This is a genomic window from Paenibacillus sp. B2(2019) (assembly GCF_008370385.1).
Lineage (GTDB): Bacteria > Bacillota > Bacilli > Paenibacillales > Paenibacillaceae > Paenibacillus_AQ.
The window spans coordinates 30,401-55,186 of the sequence record NZ_VTZR01000032.1; the positions used below are offsets into that span (position 1 = coordinate 30,401).

Below are 24,786 nucleotides of genomic sequence, written 5' to 3' on the forward strand. Positions count from 1 at the left end.
AAAGTTGGTCAACATACATAACACTTAGACAAAGGGAGCGATAGTTATGAAGAGCAGAAAAAGCAAGATTACTAGCATTGTTCTTACGACAATTCTAGCAATAACGATGCTTGCAGGTTGTGGAAGTAATAACAATAAAAATGGAGGAGCAGCACCTTCTGAAGCCCCTGTGACCGGCGAACAAACGCCCTCAGGCGAAGAAGTAACGTTGAAAATTCTATTCCCAGGAGATCCACCGAAAGATTTGGATGCAGTATCAGCTGCGATTGCAGAGAAAATGAAAGCCGACGGCCTTAACATTAAGCTTAACTATACTTTTGTTCCATGGGATGCGTATTGGAATAAACAAAGCTTAGTCGTCGCTGGCGGAGAAGATTTCGATTTGACTTGGTCCCAGGTTGCATATCTGCCGTCAAGTGTAGCCAAGAACATTTTATTGCCGTTAGATGAGTATTTGGATAGCGATGGACAACAATTAAAGGAGAACACGCCAGACTATGTCTGGAAGGGCGTCCAATTTGACGGAAAAACCTATGCGATACCTCGGGTAGTACCAACCGCGCAAAATAATGATACTTACCAGATTCGTGGCGACTTGCGTAAGAAATACAACCTACCGGAAATCAAAACGCTCGAAGATTTCGAGAAATACTTGGAAGCCGTGAAAGCGAACGAACCGACAATGACCCCATTAGGCGCCGTAACAACTGGACTTGGCCGGGAATACATGCCTAGTTATTACGCGAACGGAGATCTATTCAATAGCTTCTTCTACATTGATGCTACGCAACAGCCTTTAACGTTCGAAAATCTTTTTGAATCCGAAGCATTCAGTAATTTAGTTAACAAGGCGCATGAATGGTATAAAAAAGGATACACTCCGAAAGATCCTATCGCAAAGGGTGAAGAATTCGGTAAAGGCAAAACTGCTGCCATAGCATCGAATTTATTCCGTCCAACAGAGAGCATTGATGGTTTAGTGGCGAGTGTACCTGGAGCGGAAATCGAATTCGTTCAATTCCAAGCTAATCAACCGAAGTATATCTTCAACTCTGTAGATAACTTATTGGCCGTATTTACGACGAGCAAGCATCCTAAAGAGGCTGTTCAATTCGTGAACTGGTTTCACAGCAACGAAGAAAACTATAATCTGATGTCCCTTGGCGTAGAAGGCATCAACTATAAATTAGACGGCAAAAGCGCTTCTTACGACGGAATCGCAGTTGACAAGCAATACTTGCCGATCAGTTGGGCTTGGACGGATATGAGATTCGCTAAGTTCAGCAAGAACATAACTCCAGCGCAATTGGATATTATTAAGAACTGGGATAACGATGCCGTTAAAACAGATTTAATCGGCTTTAGCGTAGATTCCGAGCCAGTGAAGGGCGACTTGGCCAAAGTAAACGCTATCGTTAAAGAATATCAGCTCCCATTGTATAGTGGTCTAGTAGAATACTCCTCTATTAAAGAAAAAATGCTAAAGCGATTGAAAGATGCCGGAATCGACAATGTTCTTGCAGAATATCAAAGACAACTGGATGCGTACTTGGCTGAACAGAAATAAATGAAATGAATATGACCCGAGTCTGGTTTTCTGGACTCGGGCTCAATTATATGAAAGAAGGAAGTTGAATTTATGACTACAGTTAAAAAAGTGCATGTTATTTTTAAAACACATTTAGATATTGGATTTACCGATCTTGCAGCTAATGTGGTTGACAAGTATATGACTACGTTTATTCCACAAGCCTTATCATTGTCTCAACGTTTGGCAAGTGAAGACGGACGGTCGAAATTTATTTGGACAGTTGGGTCTTGGCTGATCGAGGAATACTTACAATCCGCGCCTGAGGAGCAGCGGATCCAAATGGAGAATGCGGTTAGCAGAGGAGAAATTGCATGGCATGGTCTTCCTTTTACAACCCATACGGAATTGATGGATAAAACACTGCTTGAATATGGCTTGTCGATTTCCAAAAAGTTGGATCAACGATTCGGGAAAAATACCATTGCCGCGAAAATGACAGATGTCCCTGGACATACGATCGGCATCGTACCAATATTGGCTAGTTACGGAATTCGTTATTTGCATATAGGAGTAAATCCTTCCAGCAAGGCTCCGTGCGTTCCGCAAGCGTTTGTTTGGAGAGCAAGCGATGGCTCTGAACTGATCGTCAACTATGCCGGTGATTATGGTGAAGCTCTGGAAGTGGAGGGACTTGAGGATGTGCTTTATTTTGCCCACACAGGCGATAATAACGGTCCTTCATCCTTAGAAGAGATAGAATTATTGTATCAACAATTACAATCGGAATACCCGGGTGCAGAAATTGTCGCGTCAACACTGGATGCCTTCGCCGAAAAGATGCTTGAATGTAAGCATGTGCTTCCGGTCGTAAGCGAGGAAATAGGTGATTCGTGGATCCAGGGTACGGCTACCGATCCGCTCAAAGTAGCACGCTACCGGGAACTGCTTCGATTAAGGGATAAATGGGTGAGCGCAGGTTCCCTGGATCCAAATGGCGAAAGCTACGGCAAGTTCTGCAATCGTCTCTTATTGGTGGCAGAGCATACTTGGGGGTTGGATGAGAAAACATATTTAGCGGATTACGTCAATTACTCTGCGGCAGATTTTACGGCGGCAAGATTGAAGGATCAGTTCAGGGATGAAGCGGTTCAAGGTCCACATTATGATACATTTAATCGTCTTAAACGAAAGGAAGAGCGCAGTTACTCGCACTTTGAAAGCTCGTGGGAGGAGCAACGCGCATATCTGGATCAGGCAATATCAGCGCTAAGTACGGAATTGCAAATCGAAGCCAAGAAAGTGTTAGACAACCTGAACCCACTTAGTTCAGATCATTCCAATGATGCTACAAACATTGAAAATCTTGAAATGAACCGATGCTATACGATAGGTAAATTTCGAGTTAGCTTCGATTCTGATGGTTCTATCAATCAACTGGTTGATAGAAATGGGAAAGTATGGGCAAATGATGGAAATAGGTTAGCTGCCTACCGATATGAAACGTTCGGCAAAGAAAACTATGACCGCTATATTAAGGAATATACGATTGACATGAAAAAGAATTATATTTGGGCAATTCCAGATCACAGCAAGCCCGGAATTGAATATGCAGACCCTGCTCCGGAACATAAGCAGTACTGTCCGATTCTAAGAAATCTTCAATTGGAACGGCGAGCGGACGACGACAAAGTTTGGGCTCAATTGGAAATGCCTGCCGATGCTTGCGAGGAATATGGCGCACCTCATCAGCTTGAGATTGTATACACGTTCAATCATAACGATTTTAACATCGATGTAGAGTTGAGCTGGACGGATAAATCGGCATGCCGTTTGCCGGAAGCGAGCTGGTTCTCGTTTGTCCCTTGCGTTGACAGTCCGAACATGTGGACGATGGATAAACTGGGTACACGGATTTCGCCGTTATCGGTAGTAAAGAACGGCAATCGGAATATGCACGCTGTTAATTCTGGACTTTATTATGAAGGTGCGGATGGAAGTGTCGTGATTGAGACGCTGGATGCGCCTGTAGTTTGCCCGGGTGAAAGACGATTGCTGCAATTTGACAACACGTTTGCTCCACTTGCGGGTGGCTTTCATTTTAATCTACACAATAATACTTGGGGCACCAACTTCCCGATGTGGTTCGAGGATGATATGAAGTATCGATTCCGTTTGACTTTGCAGTCGAATCGGATGTAATAGGATAAAAGACGTGGAAGGTAAAGTCCGAAATCCTCTTGGCCTCGGCATTTTGCACTATATGCCGCAATGTGGATACAGACTAACTGTACGGCGTTGACGGGCTCATGTATGCGGGACTTGCTTTACCGCTCTAACATGGAGATTTCCAAAGCAATTTCTTCCGTTTCCACATAATACGTTAAATACGATTCAATGGATCACGCGCATAAACAGACAGCATGAAATCGACTGTGAAGTCCTTTTTGCGCGTGTCTGCACTATAGGCTTAGTTACTTATTCCGCTTAGCCCGATTATGGAGAGATACGCTAGAGTAGGAATTCAGTCGGAGGAGGTATGAAAATGGTCGGCGATCACACACATAAGAAACGGAGGATCAAATTCTACCTGCGATCGACTGTTTTCGCTCCTACCTAGGACAAGAAGCAAAGTACAATAGCTATGTAAAAGTATTATTATCCCAATTGAGAGAGGCGTATCATGCTGCATGAACGCTTGTTTGATTTAAGTACAGCGAAGAAATGTTCGTGTCGGAAAGTCGATCTGAGCCAAAGGGATGATCAGAAAATATTTTATTCACGGGATTGTGCTCGGTTTTGCAAAAGAATGAATGAAGGCCGAAGCCATAGCATTGTCTGAAGGTATGACAAGAGAAGACAGACGGTTGGACAGTTGAGTGGTTATGATAAACAATCTTTTTAGAGAGCAGGAGGAACTCAAAATGCAACGCAGAGACCCATTCACGTTTTTTATCATTCAGCATTCACATATTGATATAGGATATACGGAACGTCAAGAAGTGATCACCGAGTATCAAACGCAGTTTGTAGAGCAAGCAGTTGAACTGGCGCTTTCCCCAGAACAATTATCCAGGGACGACAATGCCAAATTCAAATTTATGCTTGAAGGATTCTGGGCGGTTGAGAAATATTTAAGTAAAACCGGATCCTCAGGAAGGGCCAAACTGGTTGAAGCTTTAAAAAGCGGAAACATAGAACTGACGGCATTCTATCTCCATTTAACCGAGCTGCTTGATGAGGGCCATTTGAGAGACACGTTAAAACCAGCGCTCGAGTTTGCAACAGAAGAAGGCATTCCCTTGGTCAGTGCCATGTCTTGCGATGTGAACGGGTTCTCATGGGGAATGGTTGACGCTTTGTATGATGCGGGAGTGAAATATTTATCTACAAATATTAATACCCATCATGGCGGCTGTCCTTTCGGCAAACCGAATGTGCCGTTCTATTGGGAGTCGCCGCAAGGAAATCGTATTTTGGTCTGGCAAGGCTTGACGTATCACAAAGCGAACTTATTGGGGATCATTCCCGGATACAATATGGTCGGTAATCCGTATATTCCCGGACTTTCCGTTGAAGATACTCATAGATATGTCGATGTTCAGGATATGGAGTACGCCGAGAAATCCTTGTTTCCACTCGCGGAGGGGCTCCGAAATGACGGCTATGAATACGAATTTATACCGATAATGGGTTCCGGATTATACACCGACAACAGTCCTCCGACAGACTCCTATTGTGAATTGATCCGGCAGTGGAACGATAAACATGGAGATCAGATTGAATTGCGCACCGCAACGTTAGCGGAATATTTTGCATACTTGGAATCCGCGGTGCCTGATATTCCTGTCTACCGTGGCGATTGGAACGATTGGTGGACGGATGGCGTCATCTCTACTGCTCTGGAAACGTCTTTATTTCGCAACGCACAGCGTACGAAACGGGTGGCTGAACGGTTTGATCCGGAGCGAAAGTATGTAACTGAAGAAGAATGGAAGTCCGTTACTAGTGCGCTTGTCCTGTATGCCGAACATACTTGGGGTCACTCCGCCTCTTTGCATAGACCTTATGATTTTCGCGTGCAGCAGTTGCTTTTACGCAAAACCAAGTATGCGGTTGAGGCGGATGAACTGTCATGCATAGCATTAGATAAAGTGCTTGCCGGCAAAGGCCAAGGTGATTTTACTGCCCGGAGGACTTTTACTTACAAGGTCATGAATCCTTCGATCGAAACGAGAATGTCGCTTGCCTATTTGTCGCTTGATTACTGGGAATCCCCTATTTTTGAAGATACGATCCGAGTGGTAGATTTGCAGGGGCGCCAATATCCCTATGTACGTGTGAATCATTCCCTGCGGGGACAAGAATTATGCATCCAGCTCCAAATGGAACCTTTGGAAGAGATAGAATTAAAACTCGAGTTCTTGACCGTAACCGATGAATCCCATAAGGCAGAAGTAAAATCTGTAATAGGAGAGGCAAAGGGGACGGGATGCTTCGAGAATGACTTGTTGCGCGTAGAGTGGGACGATAAGAAGGGTGTGCACACCCTCATCCATAAACCAAGCGAAAAGTCACTCTTAGTGGACGGGGCATCAGGCCTAGGCGCACCTCTGTACCAGCTATTTGAAGGAGTTAATCGTTGGGACCCGGCAGGCTTTGGTTATAAAGCTCGTATGATTCCGAAAGGTGAAGTTTTTAACGGACAAATCAAGCGAATTACAAATACAGGAAGCAATTACTTCTATGAGACATGGGAATTTGAATACGATGTTCGCGGCGCGCACGCTTATGCTTTTGAAATCAAATTCTACCGTACTGGCTCCCGTTTCGACCTGTCAGTAAGATTGAACAAGGAAAACATCTTGGACCCTGAGGGCATGTATACGTCATTCCCTTTCCAAACCGAGCAAGGGATATGGTATTTGGATAAAGCGGGTGCAGCAATACGGCCGTGCATAGATCAGCTTCCAAATGCGTGTGGCGACTATTATTCTGTTCAAAGTGGAGCATCGTTGGTAGGTAATGACCTGGGAATTTCAATCACTACGTTGGATGCCCCTATGGTGCATATCGGGAAGCTTCGATTATGGGACTATACAGAACAAATTGAACCTACAGGGCCTTTATATTCATGGCTAACCAACAATAAGTGGGATACGAATTTTAAGGCCTCTTGTGGCGGCTTTTACGAGTTCCGCTATACGATAGATGTAAATCAAGCGTATACCGATTCCACTAAAGCCATACGCGCCTGTCAGGAAAATAGTTATGATTTTCTGGCGATAAGAAAATAGGATCAAGCGGGAAACTTCTTCCTCCGTCATGTCGGCCCCGTTACTGAAGCCATTACATTGATTCCAGCTATATTGGACAATAAAAAATAAGATTTAACCAATCAAAAGATGACTCCTGATTTTGTCATGAGTCATCTTTTTGCCCCTCATATGGCGACTTAATCAGATCGCCATATCATTAATTTTTTTGATGAGGTTAAGAAATTAACTAGTAACTGAAGAAAACTTCAAAAGTTGTGCTTTGATTCGTTTTAAAATATTTAATATTCGTTATGGAGGTATTTTTATGAGCATTTCATATGATGCATCGACTCGTGTATTTAACCTACAAGCTAATCAAACAAGCTATATGATTAAAATTTTGGATGGAGGTTACCTTGCCCACTTTTATTGGGGGCGTAAGCTTCGTCGTCAAACACAAGATCTTCGATATTTCGATCACCCATCATTCTCCCCAACGCCTGAAGGATCGGATGGAAGATTTACATTAGATATGACTCCTATTGAATATCCTGCATACGGAAGTGGAGATCTTCGTGTGCCAGCATACCAAATTCAATTGGAGAACGGATCGACGATTAGTGATTTGCGTTATGATTCACATACTATTATGTCTGGAAAGCCACGTCTTGAGGGTCTTCCTGCAACCTATACAGAAAAGGACAGTGAAGCAGAAACGCTTGAAATTACACTTCGCGATGCAGTGACTGGATTGAAGGTAGTACTGTCTTATACGGCATTTGTGTATTACGACGCCATTGCACGTTCAGTTCGATTTGTGAATGAAGGTCAAGCACCACTCAAGCTGCTTCGAGTTCTCAGCGCTAGTGTTGATTTTCCGAATAATCGATTTGATATGCTAGACTTAGCCGGTTCATGGTCACGTGAGCGGCATGTTCAGGTAAGACCGTTGATGATGGGTGTGCAGTCAGTTGAGAGCCGCCGCGGATCCAGTTCGCATCAACATAATCCGTTTATCGCGCTGCTCTCCAAAGATGCTACAGAGGATAACGGCGATGTGTATGGGTTCAATCTAGTCTATAGCGGGAATTTTATCGCTCAGGCTGAGGTTGATCAGTTTAACAACACGCGCGTGTCAATTGGTATTAATCCATTCGATTTTAGTTGGCATCTTGACCCTGGAGAAGCTTTCCAAACACCAGAAGCAGTGCTTGTTTATTCGGATAAAGGTCTTGGTGGTATGTCACGTACGTATCATAAGTTGTACCGCTCGCGCATTTGTCGTGGATTGTTCCGAGATGAGCCACGCCCTGTTCTGGTGAATAACTGGGAAGCGACGTATTTCGATTTCACTGCAGAGAAGATTGAAGCGATTGCTGAAGTAGGGAAAGAACTTGGTATCGAACTGTTTGTACTCGATGATGGTTGGTTTGGCAAACGCGATAATGACCAAAGCTCGTTAGGGGATTGGTTTGTCAATCGTAAGAAGCTGCCGAATGGTCTCGAAGATTTGGTTGAGCGTGTGCACAAGCTTGACTTGCAATTCGGTATATGGTTCGAGCCGGAGATGATTTCGCCTGACAGCGACTTGTATCGCAGCCACCCAGATTGGTGTCTTCATGTACCAGATCGTGGACGGTCACTCGGACGTAACCAACTTATTCTTGATTTTTCACGTCAGGATGTCTGTGATGAAATCATTCAGATGCTGTCGGACATTTTGAGCAGTGCGCCGATTTCATACGTAAAGTGGGACATGAATCGTAACATGTCGGAGATTGGTTCGGCGATGCTGCCACCGCATCGTCAACGGGAAACTGCCCATCGTTACATACTGGGCCTCTACTACGTACTGGAAACGATCACTACGAAGTTTCCGCATGTTCTTTTTGAAAGCTGCTCTGGTGGTGGTGGTCGCTTCGATCCGGGCATGCTCTATTATATGCCGCAAACTTGGACAAGCGATAACACTGATGCTGTAGAGCGTTTGAAAATTCAGTACGGAACAAGCATTGTTTACCCTATCAGTGCCATGGGGGCACACGTATCAGCGGCGCCGAATCATCAAGTTGGGCGGTTAACTTCGCTTAAGACACGTGGCGACATCGCGATGTCCGGCAATTTTGGCTATGAGCTGGATCTGTCCAAGTTCACCGATGAAGAGAAGGAGCTTGCCAAGCATCAGGTTGCCCTGTATAAGGAAATTCGTTCGCTTGTTCAATTCGGTGATTATTACCGCTTGCTGAACCCTTTCGAAGGCAATGAGGCTGCGTGGATGTTCGTAGGCGAGGATCAGAGTGAGGCTATTGTTGTATATAGCCGTGTTCTGGCGGTTCCGTTCGAGCCTTTTGATTCTCTACGCCTAAAAGGACTAGACGCGGATGCGGACTATGTTGTTGTAGAAACCGGACAACAGCTTGGTGGTGACGAACTGATGTACAACGGCATTCACACACCAAGACTTCATGGGGATTTTCAAAGCTGGCTGCTTAGATTGAAACGTGTGAATTAAGGCTTTAGAGAAGGATATTTGTATAGGAAGACAGGAAAGAAGCCTTTTCCGCTTACTTTAGGATCCTTACCGAGCCGAATCCACCGCTGTGCAGATTTCGTCTGAAAGGACTCGATCCCGACAAAACGTACTGTCTTCAATATAATGGCGAGGTGTATAAGGGATATGAGTTGCTGTATTTTGGACTCTCTCTTCCACACTTGGAGGGGGATTTCAGAAGTTTCCTCGTGGTATTAGAAGAGATTTGAGGCTGACAAACGCATTCAAGTGTTCAGTCCAAAAACATTAAAAGCATACGCCTTACAGCACAAGATGTTAGTGATGGAGCTAGGCACTCTCGATGTCACAGAGGTAACGTTAACCATACTGAAGGAGTACTTGGCAAAGCAAGCAGGTCGTTTAAAGCCAACCAGCCTAGGTCATAGAATTCGTTTTCTTCGTTCTCTTTCCCGCAATGCTTATGAAGAGACGTATCTGACTTCAAATCCTTCTCTAAAATTGAGAGAACCCAAATTAGATAAGCGCATTCCTAAGTTTTTGATTGAGGAAGACGTCATACACTTGAAAATTTCATTCAGTCACTCAGGGAAAGAGCACTGCTTGAGTTCCTCTGCAGCACCGGCTGCCGGGTTGGGGAGGTAGAAAAGATCAACATCGAAGATCTAAACTGGGAGAACTGCTCAGCAATCGTAAATGGCAAGGGATCGAAGCAAAGAGAAGTTTACTTTACGACAGAGTGCAAAGTATGGTTAAAGAAGTGCCTGGCCAGCCGTGAGGATTCCTGCAAAGCCTTATTGTTACCGATACGACTCCAACAAAACGAATGGCTATACCTACGATTAGGTGGGCAATAAAACGGCTTGCAGATCGGGGAGAATTTGAAGTGAACGTGTACCCACATCGCTTTGGACATACTTATGCATGCCAACTCCTTGATAATGGTGCTCCATTAGATTTCATTCAAGGAATGCTAGGTCATGAGAAGGCATCGACCACTCAAGTCTACGCACGTCTCCGCGGCGAACGTCGGAGAGAACTTTATCGACGATACTTTTTGTTTGTAATGGCGACGGATCAGCTTTAGAATCCGTCGCTATTCAACTAAAGAGCAGTTTAATTAAACAATTAAATTAGAGTATTAATGACTTTTTCGCGATTGATTTGGTTTTATCAGATTTTATCGTATGAAACAGGTGGTAGACACATTAAAATGTCAGGATTTTATAAAGATATGTCTTTATAAAATAAATACTAGACGTATGGAATGATCTATTATTACTTCGAATACCCCACAATATGCGGAGATGTTAAGTGAAATACCAATAGTTAATTATTAAGAGGTTTTTTATGAGAGATCATGATTCAGAGTCCGAATTGGAATGGCCGAACCTTGTAGAAACAAAAGTGGAGTAAAAGCCTGAAATTAATTATTTCACGACGTATTATGACTAAGAAAGGCGTGATTATAGAAATGAAAAAAATCTATGTGGTAAACAAAACTCATTTTGATATTGGTTTTACCGATTTAGCAGAAAATGTCTTGCACAAGTATTGCCATGATTACATTCAAAACGCAATCAGTTTAGCTGAAGACTTAAGAAAAGAGGGCAAAGACTTTGTTTGGACAACAGGTAGCTTTATTATTGAATATTACTTCAAAAACATGGATGAAGAAGCTTGTAAAAAGCTAGACGACGCCATAAAGAAAGGTTACATTCGCTGGCACGCAATCCCGTGTACGTTTGAATCTGAAACTATGACACCTCAAACTTTACATTACATGACTTCAATCTCAAAGAAGTTAGATGCTCGTTATGGATACAAAACAACAAGCGCAAAGATGACTGACGTCCCAGGACATACTATCGGGATTGTTGATGAGTTATATCGTCAAGGAATTAAATTCCTACACATTGGTGTAAATGGCTCGAGCTCAATTCCAGAAGTTCCAGATACATTTCTATGGAAGAATGGCGAAAGTGAGATAATTGTCTCTTATTCAGACGACTATGGTGGCGTAATCGGAATTGATTGCATAGATAACAAGCTGGCGTTTATGCATACTCATGATAATAGTGGTCCAGGAACAAAAGAGAAAATAAACGTCTTTTTGTCAAAAATGGCGAATGAGTATCCAGACTATGAGCTTGAATTGACTTCAATGGATCAGTTTGCAAATGAAATTTGGGAAGTACGTGACCAACTGCCAGTTATTACAGAGGAGATTGGGGACACATGGATTCATGGAATGATGTCTGATCCGAAAATCATTCGTGATTATCGGATTTTAACTAATTACATGTTTGATAACAAAATAGAAAATGATGATGCTAATTTCTATGCGATGTTAGTTCCAGAGCATACTTGGGGAATGGATATCAAACGCTATTTCAGTGACTATATGAATTATGAAAAGAAAGACTTCCAACGAGCGCGTAGTTTAGACCAAATTACGGATCTTGATTTAACCTACGCTTATGGAATTGTTAAAGATGCAACTGTTGGCGAAATGCAATTTACTTATAATGAGTGGACTGATCGTTCGTACAAATTTTATGAGTCTTCATGGAAAGAACAACGCAAGAACGTTGATCGTGCAATAGCTTGTTTGGAGCCTAAAGATCAAAATAACATTAAAAAACTTATCGAAGTTCCATATCATATCTTTGAAAACCAAGGTATTGAATGTGGTTTGGAAGAATTGATTTCGGTAAACGGGTATCAAGTTATGTTTGCTAGCGATGGTTCAATTAACCACTTAGAAAAGGATGGAACACTTTACTTTGATCAGGACAACAAACTCGGGGTTCTGAACTATACAATTGCTGGGCAAAATGACTATGATAACCTGCGTTACAACTATTTGCGTGAATTACAACATAATTGGTGGGCAATTGACTTCTTAAAGCCAGGAATGGAAATTCAAAAACGAATTCAATTGAATGAAAATTTCACACCACATGTTGTGAAATTAGTTATGGAAAATGATTCGATTATTGCAACTTTAAAGTATAGCCAAAGAGCTGTGGAGGAGTATGGTGCTCCAAGAGTTGTAAAGGTTAAATATCAATTTGGAGATAAAGTTGAAATTGCACTATTATTAAAGGATAAAGATGCAATTCGTTATCCGGAAATTTATTCTTTTGACATTACACCACGTTTGAATTCGCCGTACTTAACTAAGATTCGTAAAATTGATACCGTTATTTCACCTTTTGAAGTGGTAGGTCACGGAAATAAGTTGCAACACATGATTGAAGAGTTAATTTACGATGGCAGCGATAAAAAAATCAATATTAAACCTATGGATGCCCCTCTTTTGGGAATCGGAACAAATAACAATCTAAGTTATAACAACAAATACCATCAAGACAACAATAAATTTACGTTTACACTATTGAACACAACATGGGGAACTAATTTCACGATGTGGTATGAAGAAGATATTTTTGCTCGTTTTGAGTTAGTGTTGGGATAACAATTTCCTGCGAACATAATGGGCATACGCCGATGCCTCTTCATCAAAAAAACAGTTTATTCTCTTATCTAGACTGTTTTTTAGGTGCATTTAGACCGTTTAAACGATATTCCTTCAAGATGTGTTTGATAAAGTATTCTCAGGCTAGGTCATCATCACGCTAACGGGACACGATAGCTCAATAACGACACAAAGGCAATCGATCAGTGGATCGGCTGCCTTTGTTCAGCTAACGGGCAGGATTGCGGAACAAGGGCTTAAATGAAATCTGAATAGAGGAGGTAAAAAAGTGAAAAGACCTTTAGGAGTGATTTTAATTAGTTGTTTTTACATAATTGGTGCATTAGTATTAATTTTCACAGCAATATTCTTTAATGCAGATGCAGATGCAGATGGATTTGGCATAGCCTATAGGTTTGGTTTACCAAACTTTCCAGAACAAATATTTAGGGTTATATTGGCTGTTGCTTCCCTTATCCTCATCTATGGTTATATGGGTTTAAAAAAATGGGGATTTTGGTTAATGATTATTTACTCATTTGGATTCGGTTTAATAAGTTATAATCTATTATCATCGCATAATCAACAACCATTCATAGGGAATGTCAGTTGGTCAGTAATTGTATTGATTTATACGTTTTTTGTTAGAAAGTCCTTTTTCCTCACAAAAAAGGATGAATAATTCATTGAATATATTCAACTAACGGGACACGTTAGTTCAGTGAACTAAGAAAATGAGGAGATATTTTAAATGGGACAAGGATATATTTTAGTCAATAAAAGCAAAGGAGAAATAATAAGCTTTGCCCATCTCCCAGCAAGTAAAGCAAAGGAATTAACCGGAAATCCCGTAACAGCAGCTATGACGACCTGGTACCTTTTGAGTAATATAGGCGATCAAATTAGTTTTATTGAAGAGGAAAATGTATTGGACGATTATCACGATGTAACCGATCTGCTCATTGACGATTTGATTAAAAGACAGCTTATAAAAGACGACGGGATTGAGGTGTTTGACCCAAATGAACCTGAGATATTCATTCGGCGGCTGAGGAACACGTGGATGGATTGTGAAGCTAACGAGGAACGTTAGCTCAAACACGATCGGCTACCTTTATTCAACTAACGGGCAGGATAGTTTAATAAATCCTTTCTCTTGAAACCAAGAACAGTGATTTATTATCATAGACATAAACGAACAAAAGACTGGAGTGAGAACTATGAACGTAAAATACGTCATTTCGAATATTGTTGACAGCTTAAAACATATCACCGGAATAAGTGCTATCGTTCTCGGCGGTTCAAGAGCCAGAGGGACAGAAAGCCACAACTCTGATATTGATATTGGTATCTACTACGACTCCTCAAAAGGGTTGGACATAACTCAGCTTCGTCGGGTTGCTGCTGCAATTGATGACGACCATAGAGAAGATTTAGTGACTGAAATAGGTGACTGGGGACCATGGATTAATGGCGGAGGCTGGTTGAAAGTTAATCAAATTCCAGTTGATTTTTTATTTCGTGATCAGAATAAAGTGTCACATGTCATTGAAGAATGTATCATGGGAGGTATCACAATTGATTACCAACCAGGACATCCCCATGGATTTGCCAACTCGATTTATTTGGCGGAGATAGCTTTGTGTAAAGTGTTGTGGGATCCTTCGGGAATTGTAGGAAAACTGAAAAGTAGAATATTTCCATACCCACCCGTTTTTCAAGAATCTACCGTCCAAAAGTTTTTTTGGGAGGCAACCTTTACTTTAGAAAATGGATATAAAGGTATATACAAAAAAGATTTATCTTATATGGCTGGATGTTTTTTTAGGTCAGTATCCTGCTTGAATCAGGTTTTATTTGCAATTAATGAAACTTTTTTGATGAATGAAAAGGGTGCTACTGCAATTGCCGATTCATTTAGCATAGTGCCAAGCAAATACTCCCAGAGAATAAATGAGATTTTTACTTTGATCACAGAAGATCAAGAGAATTTAAAGAAAGCTATTTACATGATGCGTGAGCTTATTCAGGAAACTGAAAAACTAATAAAATCCAAATTGTAATTGAACTAACGGGACACGATAGCTCAATAACGACACAAAGGCAATCGATCAGTGGATCGGCTGCCTTTGTTCAGCTAACGGGCAGGATAACGCGACAAATTTACTGTTCCTACGTATAGGATATAATTGGAAAACCAACTCTATGAGAATTGTAGCCAAGGGGCAACAATTTGCAGGGGAGCGAAATGAAGTGACAATAAAAAGATCATTTGGTACTGGGTCATTTGCAATAGTTGTTCTTATTTTAGGTTTTTTATTTAATTTTAAATTTCAAAACGACTTCATGTTGAGCCATTATCTTTTTAAGTTATTCAATTGGAATATATATACGAATGAAACCGAGGGGTATCACATTCCATTTATGGCTGCTATCGTATTTTGGTTACCAGCAGTGATAATTTCGAAAAAATATCCAAATAATTTTGGAACTACTTTCTGTTATAGGGTGGGAGGAGTTATGTTGGTTCTTAGTATTACTGTGTTTGCAGTTTATTTGTTTGGGACTCTTGTATAGAAACAAGCGATGATTAAGGTTCGTCGTTTGGTTAAGCTAACGGGGAACGTTAGTTGAACGACAACAGCGGCAGTCTAATACTTTATTTTCACCGAACATAAATAACACTGTGCTGGTCATTTAACAAGTTAATTATGGAAATATATATTAAATAATGCATCCAGACTTGAGTGAACACAAATTGCACTTTGCTGTTCTTTACTAAGCTATAAGATAAAAAGAAGTGTTTATATAAATGATGAATCTTACGCAGGATATTGCTAAGCTGAAGGACAAATTGTCCAAGAATATAGCACAGATGAAATTGAGAAAAAACGAATAGGAACTTAACGTATGAATGAGACAATTGCACCGATGTTTGTGTTCCTGGAAAATTGGGAACGATCGTATTTGGTATGTTTTTTACATCGTATCGTGTCCATAACCTCAAGAAATTTGATAACACCGGAGAAGACATGGAGGATCTGATCTCCATCGGCACCATTGGCTTGATCAAAGCCATCGAGAGCTATCGCCCGAACAAAGGGACAAAACTGGCCACATTTGCGGCTCGTTGTATTGAAAATGAAATCCTGATGTACCTTAGATCCTTGAAGAAAACACGGAAAGACGTATCTCTGCACGATCCAATTGGGACAGACAAGGAAGGAAATGAAATCACGCTGATCGATATCCTTGGCTCCGAGGCTGATGATGTCATTAAAGAGGTCGATCTGAAGATTGAGAAGAGCAAGATTTATCGAAATCTCGATATTTTGGATGACAGGGAAAAAGAAGTTGTCGTTGGTCGGTTTGGATTGGATACAGGCGGGGAAGAGAGGACACAGAGGGAGATTGCGAAGGAGCTTGGCATTTCGCGGAGTTATGTTTCGCGGATAGAGAAGAGGGCGCTGATGAAGCTGTATCATGAGTTTTATAAGGCTAAGCGCTAGGATCTTAAATAATAACTAAAGATTCACTATAGAGTGTTTTAAAAGCGACTTGCCAACAAGGGAGTTGCTTTTTTGTTAATTTAAGTAGTTGGGCTAATTGAACATAAAAAAAGCATATTCAGAAAATTAACTTTGTAACTGCTGAGGGCGGGGGGGCGAACCCGTACGGTACTCACGTACCGCAAGATTTTAAGTTCTGCGCTTCTACCTACTGCAATTCACCGTGATCCCGATCAGTTTGGTGGTCGGATCAGCCTCCTTTGCCTTCCGGTGGTAGACGCCGGAAAGCAGAACAGTAAGCTGCCCGGGTAACACCGTGTAGGTTCGCTCCTCCATCGCAATGGCATACATAGAGCAGCTCGAAATCGTACAGCCTCCTTCTCGGGAACAAGCGAGGTGCGACCCTCTGGAACTGCGCGTAATGGATGGAGGGAGTCCACTCCTGGAAGGGGACTCGCTTGTGGACCAGCATTGGAGAGGGGGGGGGCTTAGCGGGACAGCTCCCTTACATAGTATTAGACGGAATAACGGAATCGTGCAAAAAGTAACTTTCTTAGCTAAATAAAACTCTCCATCATTCTTATATAATAAAGGTAACAAGGTATCATAACTAGATAAAAGTTATTCTGTTGTAATCCGGTATAATACAAATGTAATAGAAGGATATGCATGAAGAATGGTAAGTCATCAATACCCAAGAAGACTAGACGCTGTAGGGAGACTTCGGATTCTCCCAACAAGGAGCTTGGATTAACATAAAATAACCTCCGCGAGTGAGAAGGATAGGATGGATGCATCATGAAAAGGTACGGGGCGGTCGTGATAGGCTGTGGTTATATGGGCTCTCTCCACTTGGACGCGATATCACGACAGGAGCGGGTCCGGTTGATCGGCGTGGCGGATTGGAACCGGGACAGGGCCTCCTTAGTGGCAAGCCAATACGGAGCCGAGTGTTGGAGCACGGATTACCGGGTCTTGATCGAGCGTGACGATGTGGATCTGGTCATTATCGCCACGTACCCGTCATCCCATCTGGAGATCGCAAAAGATTGTCTCGCTGCAGGGAAGCATATCCTATGCGAGAAGCCGATGGCGGGTAATGCACGGGAAACACAGGAATTCATGAAGCTGGCCCGTGGAGCCAAAACCAAGGTCCTGATCGGTCACATCCTTCGCCATAACACCACGTACCAGGCGGTTATGAAGATGATCCGGGAGGGCGCTATCGGCTTCCCCTTGGTCATCCGGTTATCCCAATTGAAGCCCTCCAAAAATTGGGATTCCCAATTGTCCCTGCTCCGGGACGTCTCGCCGATCGTGGATTGCGGCGTCCATTATATCGATGTGATGCGTTGGGCTACAGGGGCGGAAGTGGTAAGCGTCAACGGGATCGGGCAGCGTCTCTATGAAGAAGTCCCGCCGTACACTTACAATTACGGACTCATGACCCTCCGTCTGTCGGACGGCTCCATCGGTTACTTTGAGACGGGGTGGGGTAAGGGGCTTCCGACTGATAACCGGAAGGAATTCATCGGACCGGCAGGCCGGATCCGCATCATCTACAAGAACGATCGACCGCGAGAGGATCAGCATCTGGGAAATCTGGTTGAGGTCGAAGACCACCGGAAAGGAACGGTTCGGCAGATCAATATGGACTTCTCCGTGAAGCCTACGGGTGCCCAACTGGACTATTTCCTGTCCATGCTGGAGAACAACTTGCCCGCTATACCGACAATGGAGGATGCATGCCGGGCGATGGATATCGCTCTCCTGGCCGACCGGGCAATCCATGAAGGAATTACGTTACCTTGCGCGAAATAAGAGTGGACCAACATGGTGATGGTAACAGGGGATGACCCGGTGTATGGTATACACCTGCTGAAGGACTATATCGTCCACATCCATGTGAAGGACAGCATCCGACATCAGCCGGTCGATCCGAGGGATGTGTACGGTGCCATCGGATACCAGCCGCTGGATCATCAACGGATTGCAGAGCTTGTAAGCTCCGGAGTCATATTCCAGGAGGTTCCGTTGGGCGAGGGGAAGGTAGATTTTGACGCCTACTTCGCCGCCTTGCAGGAGAGCGGATACGGGGGGATGCGCCCGAGAGGGATATAGAGAGGGCGGTCTCCTTCATCCTCCAATACAGGTAACGGCAGACGGCCGTGCGAAATCTCGGGGATCGAAACTGCGTATTGGAAAACCGGGGAATCGCGGGTCTAAATAATCAAGTTAATTAATGGGGTTGTTTTGCTGTGTTAGCCCCAATGGGATTCCGAACAGAAGGGAATGAACCATGGAAAGAAAATCAGAAACCTTAGTAATTTCCCGCCTGACAAATCAGACGGATGGTTCAGATACAGAAGAAGTCCAGATCATCAAGCAGTATCAATGGCTTAAAGGGTATAACCCGGTCGTTACAGCAAGATTAAATTACAGTCAGGAGGATCTGAAGCTTCAGTTTAAGGTTTATGAAAAGAATCCCATACGAACATATAGAAACATGAATGATCCCGTGTATAAGGATAGCTGCATCGAGTTCTTTTTTCAGCCTACTCCGGATTCGGACCAGCGCTATATGAATTTCGAATTTAATGCGAATGGCGCAATTCTCTTGCAGATAGGAGTGGATCGGTATGATCGCTTCCCAATCACTATCAATCCGGCACTTTTCCACGTCCTATGCACCACGGATCAAATCAATGTTAAAGGAGAAGTGTATTGGGAATTAAGCTTTTCGATCTCATGGGCTTGGGTACAATCTTATTTTTCGGATTTTCGGGCAGTACCGGGAAAAAGGATAAGAGGTAACTTTTACAAGTGCGGCGACGATACGACCTATCCGCATTTTGGAACATGGAGCAAAGTTCATTCGAACAAACCAGATTTTCATAGAAGCTGTGATTTTGGGATTCTGTACTTAGAGTAACTGCGAAATGCAGCGTCAATGAATAACTTCCGAAGCCGCATATACGGGGTTGGAGGTTTTTTATATTTTTTAGGGAAATTAGTCAAATAGAAACAGATTGATATCATGTCAACTTATACATAGGTTTAGGATGTCGGCAATAGCAGGGATTTTGTAATGTTCGATTATTTTCTTGGGACACTAGTCCAGACGGGCTGATCTATCTAAAGAGCACTCGTAGCAACCATACCCAGGTGAACTATAATTATAACGCCGAGGTTCTGACTGAAGACAAGCTGAGTGGCAACAGTATCATCCAACAATCCGCGTTTGTGCGCGGAGATCGAGTACTCGTGAAAAGGAGAAGACGGCCAATAAAGATTACTATTACTTATACAATGGTCATGGTGATGTGGTACAGATTGTGGATACTAGGATGGCTAACAAAGAAGGGCGATTATGTCAACGTCAGCGTCGATTCGTATTTGTTTAAGCGAGCGTAGTCGTGCAATTTTATCAGTACCCAATTTAATTCAGCACTTTGTAAATGAAGGTTGGGATTACGTCGATAGTAAGGGGATTGTTACATTTCTACCGATAGGTGATGATGATTTCAATTGGTTATGTGAAACTATTGGAATTCAATTGTTACGAAAAGATTCTAAAGCCGGATGCGATTTGCTTATATTTAATACGAATGAGATGGTTTTCAGTTTATCAATATATAGGAATAAAATTGTAGTTGAAAGTGATATTGATATTACCGACTTCACTTGGTATTTGGAAAAAATATTGCCTGTTTTTAAAAATTCAAGTTTGCAGGTTGAACAAATCATATGTGAACAAGTAGTATAAGCATTTAGAGTCATTAGGTTTTTACAATTTTGACAATGATGATATTGTCCCAAAAGAAGTTGGTCAGTCATGGTGTTTGATGCTGTTGTCACAGGAAGAGTTGGACTTGATAATGTTGTAAGCGTTGAGCTTAAAGTCATAAAGTAGATCTGTTGACATTAAAGTATTAAAAGGCGACTTGTCTGCGGATAAGTTGCTTTGTTTTTTTTGAAAGGTGATTAGATAACAAAGTATCCCGGATCCTGGAATATTAAAAAACGGGATACCTCATTAGCTGTAATAATATCGGACAGCCTCTTTCCTGGAATGTTCCCTTCAAATAATGTTCAGTCCGTTGTTTCTGTATTTTTTTGTTTATCAGGAGAAATGCCGGGAGCTGTGATCTCTGGTTCGTCGCCCTGCAAAGCACCCACGATTTCTTCCAGCTTACCTGTTGCTCCCATATCGCCAGCCAGGCTTGAATCGGGTTCGGTTATAGGATCAACACCCGGGCCGCGTCCATCAAGCGGAGCTTTCTTGTCGTCCTTCATTTAATCGTCTCCTTTCTGTGTAGTCTTTGTATTTCTTTCCAATCCCAATCAAGAAAATATGATATAATGACGTCGTTATTGTAAGTTGCATTTTTAATATGAAAATAGGATGGACAATATGAGGGGATATATTCATAACGTCGATAAAAAACGATTGCTTATTATGATTATCGGCAATGTATTTCTGGGCATGGGAATTAGTATTTTCAAGCTGTCCGGTATGGGGAATGATCCCTTCAGCGGTATGGCAATGGCACTTGCAGAGAGCGTCGGTATAACATATGCGAATTTTTTGATCTTACTGAACCTTGTATTGTTTGTAATCGAATTCATAACAGGACGAAAGTTTATTGGAGTCGGGACTTTCGTAAACGCAATTCTTTTAGGATATATTGCTACTTTCTTTCATAATAATTGGCTATCTCTGTTCGGCGAACCTCAGTTGTTATGGCAGCGAGTGGTTATCGTAGCAATTGGTGTGGTGGTATGCAGTTTTGGGGTATCTCTGTATCAGACATCGAAGGTGGGAGTAGCTCCCTACGACAGCTTGTCCCTGATTATGAGAGAGAACTTCCCTAAAATATCTTATTTTTGGCACCGGATGTTTACGGATGCTCTTTGTGCTCTGATTTGTTTCCTGGCAGGAGGCATTGTAGGCTTAGGAACTTTGGTGTCAGCACTTGGTCTGGGACCCATCATTCATTTTTTTGATGTGAATTTTACGGAGAAGCTTCTGGCAAAAAGGCGTACCAATTAAAAAGTTTATGAATTAAAGAAAGGCGGGGCAGATCAATCTGCCCCGCCTTTACTGTAATTTGAAGGTACATTCCTAATGAGCGGATAAACTTTTTATTTTATTATTTTTATGGATATCTTCCGTACCACTATCCAAGGCAGTCTTGTAGTAGAAGCATTTGTGTTCTATGACTTCCATCGTTTTTTTCAATTCTTCCATCTGCGCTTCTACGGAAGCTTTCCGCTCCAGAAACATGTCATATCTTTGCTGTAAGGTGGAATCCCCCTCAGAGCACCACTCAATGAAATGTTTTATTTCTTTAATTGGCATCCCGGATGACTTCAGGCATTCAATTACCTTTAAAGCGTCCATATCGGATTGTTTGAATATACGTTTACCGCCGGAGGTTCTTTCTATAGAAGGGAAAAGACCTTCCTTGTCATAGTAACGTAGGGTATGTGGTGTCATGTTAAAGGACTCTGCAACTTCACTTATGGAGTATGTCTTCATCATCTATCTCCAATCTCAAATATATTTTGTGCTTGACTTAGAGTTAACTTTAAGTAATAACATATGTTTTGTAAAGCTGACGTTTTAGATTTTATTATTAACCAGAAGAGAGGTTTCACTATGATAGAAGTTAATGCACGCGCTACATTCAGTCAGGAAGGTCCATTTAAGCTAACCACAATCGAACGCCGAGAACTGCAGCCGCACGATGTTCTTATTGAGATTAAATACGCTGGTATTTGCCACTCGGACATTCATACTGCCCGCGGGGAGTGGGGACCGGTCAACTATCCACTCGTTCCGGGACATGAGATCGCCGGAATTGTCAGCCAGATTGGTTCTGAAGTCACAAAGTACTCAGTGGGCGACCGGGTAGGGGTAGGTTGTATGGTTGACTCCTGTGGAGAGTGCAGTAATTGCCATAAAGGTGAGGAGCAATATTGCCTGAGTGGAAATACGGGCACCTATGGAGCTATCGATCGGTACGGGCAGTATACGCAAGGTGGCTACTCCACTCATATCGTCGTAACCGAGGATTTTGTGGTTCGGATCCCTGACAGTATTCCGCTTGATGCTGCTGCACCGCTTCTGTGTGCAGGAATCACCACCTATTCACCTCTGCGTCATTGGGGAGCAGCTCCCGGTAAAAAAGTAGCTGTAGTGGGTCTTGGCGGGCTTGGACATATGGCTGTGAAGATCGCTCATGCCATGGGGGCTGAGGTTACTGTTTTATCACAGTCCCTGAAGAAGAAGGAAGACGGATTACAATTAGGGGCGGATCATTATTATGCCACTAGCGATCCGGAGACATTTAAACAGCTTGCCGGTTCGTTCGATCTAATCGTAAATACTGTAAGCGCACAGATTAATATCGATGCCTATCTTTCGCTCTTGGCGCTGGATGGTACATTAGTCAATGTCGGTGCGCCTGCTGATCCATTGGCAGTTAACGTATTCTCGCTGATCGGCCACCGCCGCTCGTTTGCCGGATCGATGATTGGTGGAATTCGTGAAACGCAGGAAATGCTTGATTTCTGTGCTGAACATAATATTGCATCTGAAATCGAGGTCATTTCTGCTGACCGGATTGATGAAGCCTGGGAGCGTGTGCTTGCTTCAGATGTCCGTTACCGGTTCGTCATCGACATCAGCACGATGGGGAATGAATAAGAGACTTCCTCTTTGTTGAAATCGGTTCGCGTCCAGAACCTCTGAAAATTCGATAATACCTGAGAAGATATGGAGGATCTGATCTCCATTGGCACAATCGGGACGGACAAAAATTGTAGAGATCCTCAAAGTAGGCGTCAATATGTCGAACTGTTAATCAATGATTTTGAAAGAGAAGCTGGGTTGATGGAGGAGGCCTGCGAGCGTCTTTCCGGTTGCAGTTTTGCTGATATTGAACAAATTGTTCTAAAAGCGAAACGCAAGGCGATCATAGAGCATTGTCCGCTAAAACGAGAGCATATTGCTCTTTCTTATGAAGAATACTATCCTTCCATAAACTAATTGTGGGCGTTTATTAATACAGGGACATTGTAATTAGAACAATTGAATGAAAATAAAGAACCCAAGCGATTGAATTTTAAATCGCTTGGGTTCTTTACTTCATTTTCATAGGTTTTTTATTATCTCAAAATGATGAATTCATCAACTGATATTAGGTGTAGAGTCTCTTATGATAAGTTTGGTATAAATATGAGAAACCTGATAGGGTTGCTTCGGATCATTAATTCGGGAAAGTAGCATTTCGGCTGCTTTGACACCCATCTCATTACTATAAATATGAACCGTAGTAAGATGGGGTTCTACAATGCTTGATTCAGGACCGTTATCAAAACCACAAATGACGATGTCGTTAGGAATGGAAAGCACATTTTTGAGTGACTTCATAAAGGTAACCGCAATATAATCGTTAGCACACACGAAAGCAGAAGGGAGCTCATTTATTTGACTTAGTCTAGTATCTGCCCACTCTGGACTTGAGAAAAATAGTTGATCGTCATCGAGGATGCATTGTGTGAGATCAAGCTGAATCCCGGATTCTATTAGTGCGCGATTAAAGCCCACCCATCTTTCATTAAAACTCCTACAGTGATTATAGTCCCCGATGAACCCCAGTGAGTTGTAACCGCCCTCAATTAACTTTTTGGTAAGTTGGTATGTGCTGTGTTCGTTCTCCATGAGAAGTACATCTGCTTGGAATTCAGGGTAACAGACATCTGCAGAGCAGTCGATGAAAATAGTTGGAATACCTAGACTTGTAATCAACTTACTATATTCCGAATTGAACAACTCAATACAAATAATTCCGTCTACATTGGAGACATCAAAATTATTTGGAAGAGACAGGGACTCTTGATCAATGTCTCTAATAATGTGCATGGATAAATTATATCCCTCGGCACTGATTCTTTTTTCCATGCCACTGATCAGTTTCGACCCAAAATGGGAAGTGTTAGGTAAGTTTTCTGTTAATAAAGTGATGTTTCCAGAGTTTTTGGATTGAACACTCTCGGTGTCCATAAAAGCAAATTGTTTATATTTTAACTCTATTGCTTTCTTAATTACTTTGTTTCTGGTTTCATCAGGTATACCGTTCGTTCCATTTAGGGCTTTAGAAGCTGTATTTCTGGAGATTCCTAAAGCATCCGCGATATCTTGTATGGTTACTTTTTCTCTGGCCACCTATGTAATTCACCTCTATATTCTTGTTCTTAATATTCGCCACAAATAGTGTACTATTTGCCATTATTCCAACTCTCTTAAATGTATATTAGTTTGCTAAAAATAGCAATATGATATTTACAAATGCACAATTTAGTTTACATTTTATTAGGATGTGGATGTGCGAAAAAATAGCTTTGTTTTCATTTTTTTGAGAAAATGATGAGATTAAAGTATATATCCTTATTTAATTGGCTGTATTTGTAATTATGTAAAATAGTATACGTCA

Annotated in this window: 23 protein-coding genes and 1 pseudogene; 20 read left to right on the forward strand and 4 right to left on the reverse strand. The window is 42.2% G+C overall.

Annotated elements, in window-relative coordinates; all coding sequences use genetic code 11:
- Nucleotides 1–46: 46 nt before the first annotated feature.
- From PAENI_RS30340 to PAENI_RS30355, 4 genes are all read left to right on the forward strand, one after another.
- On the forward strand, nucleotides 47–1,567 hold the full coding sequence (locus PAENI_RS30340) for an extracellular solute-binding protein (protein WP_149647821.1): 1,521 nt from the start codon (nucleotides 47–49) through the stop codon (nucleotides 1,565–1,567).
- A 72-nt stretch (nucleotides 1,568–1,639) separates the two neighbouring features.
- On the forward strand, nucleotides 1,640–3,730 hold the full coding sequence (locus tag PAENI_RS30345) for a DUF5054 domain-containing protein (protein WP_149647822.1): 2,091 nt from the start codon (nucleotides 1,640–1,642) through the stop codon (nucleotides 3,728–3,730).
- Nucleotides 3,731–4,452: 722 nt separating this feature from the next.
- On the forward strand, nucleotides 4,453–6,825 hold the full coding sequence (locus PAENI_RS30350; protein WP_188114755.1) for a glycoside hydrolase family 38 N-terminal domain-containing protein: 2,373 nt from the start codon (nucleotides 4,453–4,455) through the stop codon (nucleotides 6,823–6,825).
- A 286-nt stretch (nucleotides 6,826–7,111) separates the two neighbouring features.
- Nucleotides 7,112–9,298, forward strand: a complete 2,187-nt coding sequence (locus tag PAENI_RS30355; protein WP_149647824.1) for an alpha-galactosidase — start codon at nucleotides 7,112–7,114, stop codon at nucleotides 9,296–9,298.
- Here PAENI_RS30355 and PAENI_RS32865 read toward each other — a convergent pair.
- Entirely contained in the window at nucleotides 9,295–9,438 is a 144-nt protein-coding gene (locus tag PAENI_RS32865; RefSeq protein WP_262495785.1) for a hypothetical protein, read from the reverse strand. The two genes, PAENI_RS30355 and PAENI_RS32865, sit on opposite strands and share 4 nt — an antisense overlap.
- Between PAENI_RS32865 and PAENI_RS33155 the strand changes: the two genes are divergently transcribed.
- From PAENI_RS33155 to PAENI_RS30420, 13 genes and pseudogenes are all read left to right on the forward strand, one after another.
- On the forward strand, nucleotides 9,385–9,546 hold the full coding sequence (locus PAENI_RS33155; RefSeq protein ID WP_410477501.1) for a GH36 C-terminal domain-containing protein: 162 nt from the start codon (nucleotides 9,385–9,387) through the stop codon (nucleotides 9,544–9,546). The two genes, PAENI_RS32865 and PAENI_RS33155, sit on opposite strands and share 54 nt — an antisense overlap.
- A 348-nt stretch (nucleotides 9,547–9,894) precedes the next feature.
- A complete protein-coding gene (locus PAENI_RS32870) occupies nucleotides 9,895–10,152 on the forward strand; it encodes a tyrosine-type recombinase/integrase (protein WP_262495801.1) in 258 nt (85 codons plus the stop codon).
- On the forward strand, nucleotides 10,122–10,382 hold the full coding sequence (locus tag PAENI_RS32875; RefSeq protein WP_262495787.1) for a tyrosine-type recombinase/integrase: 261 nt from the start codon (nucleotides 10,122–10,124) through the stop codon (nucleotides 10,380–10,382). The genes PAENI_RS32870 and PAENI_RS32875 overlap by 31 nt, the downstream gene beginning before the upstream one ends.
- 360 nt (nucleotides 10,383–10,742) lie before the next feature.
- Nucleotides 10,743–12,776, forward strand: coding sequence for a DUF5054 domain-containing protein (locus PAENI_RS30370; RefSeq protein WP_149647825.1), 2,034 nt, complete (start codon nucleotides 10,743–10,745; stop codon nucleotides 12,774–12,776).
- 289 nt (nucleotides 12,777–13,065) lie between these two features.
- Nucleotides 13,066–13,458 (forward strand): hypothetical protein, encoded by a 393-nt coding sequence (locus PAENI_RS30375; RefSeq protein WP_149647826.1) that lies wholly within the window; start codon nucleotides 13,066–13,068, stop codon nucleotides 13,456–13,458.
- Nucleotides 13,459–13,527: 69 nt separating this feature from the next.
- On the forward strand, nucleotides 13,528–13,869 hold the full coding sequence (locus PAENI_RS30380; RefSeq protein WP_076284375.1) for a hypothetical protein: 342 nt from the start codon (nucleotides 13,528–13,530) through the stop codon (nucleotides 13,867–13,869).
- A gap of 127 nt (nucleotides 13,870–13,996) precedes the next feature.
- Nucleotides 13,997–14,839 (forward strand): nucleotidyltransferase domain-containing protein, encoded by an 843-nt coding sequence (locus PAENI_RS30385; protein ID WP_149647827.1) that lies wholly within the window; start codon nucleotides 13,997–13,999, stop codon nucleotides 14,837–14,839.
- Between the two features lie 142 nt (nucleotides 14,840–14,981).
- Nucleotides 14,982–15,353: a hypothetical protein gene (locus tag PAENI_RS30390; protein ID WP_076300643.1), complete on the forward strand. Its 372-nt coding sequence runs from the start codon at nucleotides 14,982–14,984 to the stop codon at nucleotides 15,351–15,353.
- 395 nt (nucleotides 15,354–15,748) lie between these two features.
- Complete coding sequence (gene sigK, locus PAENI_RS30395; RefSeq protein WP_149647828.1) at nucleotides 15,749–16,285, forward strand: RNA polymerase sporulation sigma factor SigK; 537 nt, start codon at nucleotides 15,749–15,751, stop codon at nucleotides 16,283–16,285.
- An 837-nt stretch (nucleotides 16,286–17,122) separates the two neighbouring features.
- On the forward strand, nucleotides 17,123–18,106 hold the full coding sequence (locus PAENI_RS30405; protein ID WP_262495802.1) for a Gfo/Idh/MocA family protein: 984 nt from the start codon (nucleotides 17,123–17,125) through the stop codon (nucleotides 18,104–18,106).
- 9 nt (nucleotides 18,107–18,115) lie between these two features.
- Nucleotides 18,116–18,441: pseudogene (locus PAENI_RS30410) on the forward strand (TIM barrel protein); the annotation flags it as partial.
- Between the two features lie 143 nt (nucleotides 18,442–18,584).
- Complete coding sequence (locus PAENI_RS30415; protein WP_149647830.1) at nucleotides 18,585–19,217, forward strand: carbohydrate-binding family 9-like protein; 633 nt, start codon at nucleotides 18,585–18,587, stop codon at nucleotides 19,215–19,217.
- A gap of 438 nt (nucleotides 19,218–19,655) precedes the next feature.
- Entirely contained in the window at nucleotides 19,656–20,051 is a 396-nt protein-coding gene (locus tag PAENI_RS30420; protein WP_149647831.1) for a hypothetical protein, read from the forward strand.
- A 326-nt stretch (nucleotides 20,052–20,377) separates the two neighbouring features.
- Here the strand turns inward: PAENI_RS30420 and PAENI_RS30425 are convergent, their stop codons facing one another.
- A complete protein-coding gene (locus PAENI_RS30425; protein ID WP_076284369.1) occupies nucleotides 20,378–20,581 on the reverse strand; it encodes a hypothetical protein in 204 nt (67 codons plus the stop codon).
- 118 nt (nucleotides 20,582–20,699) lie between these two features.
- On the opposite strand from PAENI_RS30425, the gene PAENI_RS30430 reads away from it, so the two are divergent.
- Nucleotides 20,700–21,338: a YczE/YyaS/YitT family protein gene (locus tag PAENI_RS30430; protein ID WP_149647832.1), complete on the forward strand. Its 639-nt coding sequence runs from the start codon at nucleotides 20,700–20,702 to the stop codon at nucleotides 21,336–21,338.
- Nucleotides 21,339–21,410: 72 nt separating this feature from the next.
- On the opposite strand, the gene PAENI_RS30435 is transcribed toward PAENI_RS30430, so the two are convergent.
- Nucleotides 21,411–21,827 (reverse strand): MerR family transcriptional regulator, encoded by a 417-nt coding sequence (locus PAENI_RS30435; RefSeq protein WP_149647909.1) that lies wholly within the window; start codon nucleotides 21,825–21,827, stop codon nucleotides 21,411–21,413.
- Between the two features lie 120 nt (nucleotides 21,828–21,947).
- On the opposite strand from PAENI_RS30435, the gene PAENI_RS30440 reads away from it, so the two are divergent.
- Both PAENI_RS30440 and PAENI_RS32130 read left to right on the forward strand, forming a co-directional pair.
- On the forward strand, nucleotides 21,948–22,997 hold the full coding sequence (locus PAENI_RS30440) for an NAD(P)-dependent alcohol dehydrogenase (RefSeq protein ID WP_149647833.1): 1,050 nt from the start codon (nucleotides 21,948–21,950) through the stop codon (nucleotides 22,995–22,997).
- Nucleotides 22,998–23,066: 69 nt separating this feature from the next.
- A complete protein-coding gene (locus PAENI_RS32130) occupies nucleotides 23,067–23,339 on the forward strand; it encodes a hypothetical protein (protein WP_188114757.1) in 273 nt (90 codons plus the stop codon).
- Nucleotides 23,340–23,480: 141 nt separating this feature from the next.
- Here PAENI_RS32130 and PAENI_RS30450 read toward each other — a convergent pair whose 3' ends face one another.
- Nucleotides 23,481–24,518: a LacI family DNA-binding transcriptional regulator gene (locus PAENI_RS30450; RefSeq protein ID WP_149647834.1), complete on the reverse strand. Its 1,038-nt coding sequence runs from the start codon at nucleotides 24,516–24,518 to the stop codon at nucleotides 23,481–23,483.
- Nucleotides 24,519–24,786: the final 268 nt, after the last annotated feature.

What these genes read in the sequence shown, in the direction of transcription:
- PAENI_RS30340 (WP_149647821.1), top strand. Translation starts at nt 47, where the DNA reads ATGAAGAGCAGAAAAAGCAAGATTACTAGCATTGTTCTTACGACAATT.
- PAENI_RS30345 (WP_149647822.1), top strand. Translation starts at nt 1,640, where the DNA reads ATGACTACAGTTAAAAAAGTGCATGTTATTTTTAAAACACATTTAGAT.
- PAENI_RS30350 (WP_188114755.1), top strand. Translation starts at nt 4,453, where the DNA reads ATGCAACGCAGAGACCCATTCACGTTTTTTATCATTCAGCATTCACAT.
- PAENI_RS30355 (WP_149647824.1), top strand. Translation starts at nt 7,112, where the DNA reads ATGAGCATTTCATATGATGCATCGACTCGTGTATTTAACCTACAAGCT.
- PAENI_RS32875 (WP_262495787.1), top strand. Translation starts at nt 10,122, where the DNA reads ATGGCTATACCTACGATTAGGTGGGCAATAAAACGGCTTGCAGATCGG.
- PAENI_RS30370 (WP_149647825.1), top strand. Translation starts at nt 10,743, where the DNA reads ATGACTAAGAAAGGCGTGATTATAGAAATGAAAAAAATCTATGTGGTA.
- PAENI_RS30380 (WP_076284375.1), top strand. Translation starts at nt 13,528, where the DNA reads ATGGGACAAGGATATATTTTAGTCAATAAAAGCAAAGGAGAAATAATA.
- PAENI_RS30385 (WP_149647827.1), top strand. Translation starts at nt 13,997, where the DNA reads ATGAACGTAAAATACGTCATTTCGAATATTGTTGACAGCTTAAAACAT.
- PAENI_RS30390 (WP_076300643.1), top strand. Translation starts at nt 14,982, where the DNA reads ATGAGAATTGTAGCCAAGGGGCAACAATTTGCAGGGGAGCGAAATGAA.
- sigK (WP_149647828.1), top strand. Translation starts at nt 15,749, where the DNA reads ATGTTTTTTACATCGTATCGTGTCCATAACCTCAAGAAATTTGATAAC.
- PAENI_RS30405 (WP_262495802.1), top strand. Translation starts at nt 17,123, where the DNA reads ATGGGCTCTCTCCACTTGGACGCGATATCACGACAGGAGCGGGTCCGG.
- PAENI_RS30415 (WP_149647830.1), top strand. Translation starts at nt 18,585, where the DNA reads ATGGAAAGAAAATCAGAAACCTTAGTAATTTCCCGCCTGACAAATCAG.
- PAENI_RS30420 (WP_149647831.1), top strand. Translation starts at nt 19,656, where the DNA reads ATGTCAACGTCAGCGTCGATTCGTATTTGTTTAAGCGAGCGTAGTCGT.
- PAENI_RS30425 (WP_076284369.1), bottom strand. Translation starts at nt 20,581, where the DNA reads ATGAAGGACGACAAGAAAGCTCCGCTTGATGGACGCGGCCCGGGTGTT.
- PAENI_RS30430 (WP_149647832.1), top strand. Translation starts at nt 20,700, where the DNA reads ATGAGGGGATATATTCATAACGTCGATAAAAAACGATTGCTTATTATG.
- PAENI_RS30435 (WP_149647909.1), bottom strand. Translation starts at nt 21,827, where the DNA reads ATGAAGACATACTCCATAAGTGAAGTTGCAGAGTCCTTTAACATGACA.
- PAENI_RS30440 (WP_149647833.1), top strand. Translation starts at nt 21,948, where the DNA reads ATGATAGAAGTTAATGCACGCGCTACATTCAGTCAGGAAGGTCCATTT.
- PAENI_RS32130 (WP_188114757.1), top strand. Translation starts at nt 23,067, where the DNA reads ATGGAGGATCTGATCTCCATTGGCACAATCGGGACGGACAAAAATTGT.